This is a genomic window from Phytoactinopolyspora endophytica (assembly GCF_004138495.1).
Taxonomy (GTDB): domain Bacteria; phylum Actinomycetota; class Actinomycetes; order Jiangellales; family Jiangellaceae; genus Phytoactinopolyspora; species Phytoactinopolyspora endophytica.
The window spans coordinates 91,075-95,857 of sequence record NZ_ML142862.1 but is presented as its reverse complement, the minus strand read 5'-3'; the positions used below and the strand labels follow the sequence as shown (position 1 = coordinate 95,857).

Sequence of the window (4,783 nt, the reverse complement as noted above, 5' to 3'; positions counted from 1 at the left end):
CACCAGTTGACGTCTCGTGGGTCGGGTAGCCGTTCTCGGTGACCCAGATCGGGAGCAGTTCGCCGTCGTTGTGCTCGCGGATCAGGTCCTCGAGCTCCGCCAGCGCGCCAGCGGCTCCCTCCGGCTCCGCCGGCGCCATGTACATGTGAATCGCCAGGACATCCATGTACTCGAGCGCGCCGAGCGAGAACAGCTCGTCGAGCCACGGCAGCGTCGTGGCGTTCCGGCCGACGCCCACGAAGCCCGCGCTGACAACTGGGGCCTCGGGGTTCTCCGCCTTCACGGCCTCGTACCCCGACTTCAGGTGCTCGAAGTAGCACTCGGGGGTGGCGTCGCAGTCACCGTCGAAGCCGCCGACGCCCTTGCGGTCGCCGAAGGGGTTCGTGTTCGGCTCGTTGCCGATCTGGATCGAGTCCGACAGGTCGGGGTAGAAGTGCTCTGTCACGGCGGCGGCGTAGTTGCCGTATCCCTCGATCGCCTGGGGCGTGTAGGGCGTCGCGCCCTGGTCGTACAGGGAATTGAACGCCGGGACGGTCGCCATCAGGCCGATGTCGTACGCCTGCAGGTTCGGCACGTACATATCGGGACGTGAGAAGTCATAGACGCCCGGCTCGCGCTCGACCGTGCCCCAGGGCGTGCCGGCGCGGGTGTGGCGGGCGCCGGCCATTTCGAGCAGGGCGAGCGACTCACCCGAAGGATCGCGCCAGGCGTCCGCGCGATAGTGCGTCTGGATGCCGAAGGGCGACTCGACTCCCGCGAAGTCATAGTCCGAGAGCAGGGCCAGGCTGGTCGACCCCGACCCGATCGGCTCGCCGTCTGCATAGCCCGTGGCATCGAGGTCGTAGTAGCCGGGCTCATCGACCGGCAGCGTGATCTCGACGGGATCGTCGTCAATCGCCGTGGATCCCGATCCGACCTGCCCACCCCAGAAGTCGGTCACGGTCCACTCGATCGTGTCGCCCGCAGAGTCGAGCTCGATCCGAGGCGTCTCGCCCTCGAAGATGTTCCCCGGCTCGACCTGCCCGAACTCCACCGCGGGCTGCGGCACGATACCGAAGACGTCGTCGAGATAGAGCTCACCGGTCAGCTCGCCGCTGAGCGAGGCCTTGGGAAAGACGAACTGGATGCGCTGCGCCGGTCCGTGCCAGACGCCGTCGTTCGCGCCGCCCCAGTGGGTATAGGACGGACCGCCGTTGAACTCGTCGATCGTGATGTCATGCCAGTTGTCGTTCGCGTCGAATGAGACCCGCTGCGAGTGCTGCTGGCCCGTGCTGTCGACCACCCGCAGGAAGATGAACGGTGCGTCGGCGGACCGGATCCGGAAGCTCAGCCCCCTCAGATCGAGGTCGGTGTCGCGGATCGTGTTCACGTTGGTGCCGCCTTGGCTGAAGTCGGCTTGGAGCCGGCCTGCGACGCTGCCGTCGTAGCCCTCGCCGCCCACCCGGGTGAACGATCCGATGGAACCGGGGGTTCGCGCGTACGTCCACTCCGCGAAGTCCGCGAACCACTCGAAGTCGCCGAGCACCTCGCTCCTGAGCTCTTCGTCGGTGGCGGATACCGATGGCGAATCGTCGGCCGCTGCCGGTGGGCCTGCGGCCATGAGTGCGAGGCCGGTCGCGGCAGCGACGGCAAGGGCGGTGATTCTGAACGAACGAGTCAAGCGCTGCACGGGGTGTCTCCTCAACGTCGAGGGTCGTGTGGGCGACTGTTTCGTCGAGATGTCGGAACTATGCTCTTACTTTGAACGGAAGTCAATGGCTTTCACTGTCGAGCGGGGCGCTAGTTGAGCATAGCCGCTGCATATACGGCGATATCAGATCTCAATCCGATTCACGTTACAGCTTTATGTCTGGAGTATTGACAGTTGTCTCGTGGTTGAGGCATGGTTCCGGCATGGCCGATGCCAACCGCAGCGCGTTGCGACTGCTCCGTGAGGGACATGAGGACCGTGTCCTCGGCCTGCTACGTACCCACGGCGCGCTCAGCCGTTCCGACCTGGCCCAGGCCACGGGTCTGTCCCGCACCGCGTTGTGGTCGATCGTCAGTCGCCTGATCTCAATCGGCGCCGTCGTCGAGTCCGACAAGATCGACGAACCCCAGCACGACGACACGGCGGCCCAGAAGCGGGGCAAGGGGCGACCGCCGACCTACCTCACCTTGAACCCGGCCAGCGGACTGGCCATCGGCATCGACATCGGTCACCGGCGCATCCACGCCAGCATCGCCAACGCCGCCCACGACATAATCGCCGCGACCAGTGAGGCATGCACGCAGTCCGCGCCGTGGCGGGATCGCGTCCATCAGGCGCTCGCTCTGGTGGACACGCTCACCGCCAGCCACCACATCTCGTTGGACGCGCTCGAAGGTGTCGGGGTCGGCGTCATCGGTCCGGTCGCCGAGTCCGGAACGGTGCCGCAGTCCCGCGCCGGTGACCGCGCCGAGCTCGTCCACACCCTGGTCACCGAGCACCTGAACGTTCCGATCTTCGTCGACAACAACACCCGGCTGGGCGCCTTGGCCGAGGCGATCTGGGGAGGGGGGCGCGGAACGGAGAACGTGCTCTACCTGCGGTTGTCCTACGGCGTCGGCGGCGGGCTCGTCCTCGGAGGTCATCTCTTCTCCGGTGCATTCGGTGCCGCTGGCGAGTTCGGGCACATCTCCGTCGAACCCGACGGCCCGGCCTGCGGGTGCGGGGGTCGCGGCTGCCTGGAGCGCTACATCGCGCTGCCGGAGCTCCTCAAGAACGCCGGTGTGGCGACCGTCGACGGGCTCATCGAGCGCCTCGAGTCGGGCGACGACCGCATCGCCCGGATCGTTCGAGATGCCGGAACCCGGCTGGGCCGGGTGATCGCGGCGGCCGCGAACGTGGTGAACCCCGAGGTCGTCGTCGTCGGCGGCGAGCTGGCCGCGGCCGGAGAAGCGCTACTGGGGCCGGCCCGCGATGCGGTCGAAACCTACTCCCACGGCCAGGTGCGACGCCGTCTCTCGGTCGTCTCCGCCGAACTCGGCGACGAGGGCCCCGCTCTCGGCGGCGTAGCACTCGTCCTGAAACGGTCCACCTTGCTGGCCGGGTATCCGATCACCGCTCACGAGCCCGAAGCTGTGTCGGCGTCTCCCCAGGTGGCCGATAGCGATACCGGAACGGCCTGAACCTCTGAGTTATCCCGTCACACAGCTATGAGAGGAGCTTCGCCCATGTCTGATATCCGAGTTCAACGAAGCGAATTGACCCGACGGAACATCCTGCGGCTGGCCTTTGGCGCCAGTATCGGGGCGCCGCTGCTGGCCGCCTGCGGCCGCGACGAGGAGAACCCCAGCGACGACGCGTCGCCGTCTGGGTCGGCCTCCGCGCCATCTGATCTCAGCGGTAGCCTTTCGTTCTCGTTGCCGATGGCCACCGACGGCGACCAGGCCTATTACGAGGCCGCCATCGCCCGGTTCACTGAGCAGACGGGCGTCGAGGTGGATTTCCTGCCGTTCCCCGATGCTCAGTTCGCCGAGGCGATCCAGGGGCTGTTCCGCAGCGGCGACGAGCCGGACGTGTTCCGGATGGTCAAGGCCCCGGCGCAAATGCGGGCGTCGTTCGAGAACGAGTGGATCCAGCCGCTCGACGACTACCCCGTGGTCACGGACTTCCTTCGGGAGCACCACGGCGAGGAGGCCCTCGATCCGATCATGTCGGGCCTGCACATCGAGAACAAGCTCTACAGCGTGCCGTGCATCAACAACCCGATGTGGAACTCACCCGGTGTGCTTATGGTCAATATGGACCTGCTGGAGCAATACGGCATCGATGCTGCGCCCGAGACGTGGAGCGAGTTGCGCGACACGGCTGCGAAGATCACCACCGACTCCGGCGGGGACGTCTTCGGGTACGCGATGCCCGGCGCTGACATGTTGCTGCCGAACCAGATGGTGCAGCCGTACGTGGCGATGGCCGGACCAGTGCGGCACCTCGCCAACGGCATACCCGTCGACATGCAGACCGGGCGCGCGGGCGCGGCGCACGAGTCGGTGGTCGGCGTCGTGCAGCTAATGCGCGATCTCGTCGAGGACGGATCCGTGATCTCTGGCTGGGAGAGCATGGGTGGGCCCGACTTCTGGCAGGCCTGGGCCTCCGGTCGCGTCGCGATGTCGCCGATAGCGCCGTGGTGGAGCGAGGAGACAAAGAAGATCAACCCCGACGTGGACACAACCGCAGCGCCTATCCCCGTGCCCGATTCCGGACGCGGTGGCTACACTTCCAGCGCTTCTCTCTTCGCGCCTACCTGGGGAATGTCCAGGTCGTCCCAGAACCCCGAAGCGGCGGCGGCGTTCATGGTGTTTCTCTCCACACCCGAGGAACAGAAGATGTACTACGACGCATCGGCGGTACCGACCGCGCTCTCCGACGCATACGTGGACGACCTGAGCGACAACGCCCGGTCGATTCTCGAGGTCCAGTCGGCCACCAGGGTAACCGGGCCGAGCGCCGTTACGCGCGAACCCGAGGTAAGCAAGGCGAATTCGCTGATCCAGGCTGGAGCGCCGCAGCCCGACTGGCGGCAGATCGTGTTCGAGGCGATCGACGGTGGTGCAGACTACGCCTCCGCTGCCGCGGAGTACGATGCCGCGCTCGATGCGACGATCGAGCAGGCGCTCGAAGAGACGGGATTCGATCCTGATCTGTACGCGTTCCCGGATTGGGATCCGCTCACGGACTACGAGGCTGGCGCGTGACCCTGGGAACCGAGCCGGCGGCCGGCGGAGCCTCTCCGACATCGCCACGTTCCGGCCAGCCGAC

Annotated in this window: 2 protein-coding genes and 1 pseudogene; 2 read left to right on the top strand and 1 reads right to left on the bottom strand. The window is 66.7% G+C overall.

What is annotated here, in order from left to right:
* Positions 1-1,669: pseudogene (locus ELR45_RS23680) on the bottom strand (hypothetical protein); the annotation flags it as partial.
* 224 nt (positions 1,670-1,893) lie between these two features.
* Here ELR45_RS23680 and ELR45_RS23675 point away from each other — a divergent pair.
* The gene (locus tag ELR45_RS23675) at positions 1,894-3,150 is read left to right on the top strand and encodes an ROK family transcriptional regulator (protein ID WP_165368049.1); all 1,257 of its coding nucleotides are present in this window, start codon (positions 1,894-1,896) and stop codon (positions 3,148-3,150) included.
* 45 nt (positions 3,151-3,195) lie between these two features.
* The gene (locus ELR45_RS23670; RefSeq protein WP_165368048.1) at positions 3,196-4,719 is read left to right on the top strand and encodes an ABC transporter substrate-binding protein; all 1,524 of its coding nucleotides are present in this window, start codon (positions 3,196-3,198) and stop codon (positions 4,717-4,719) included.
* The last annotated feature ends 64 nt before the right edge of the window (positions 4,720-4,783 follow it).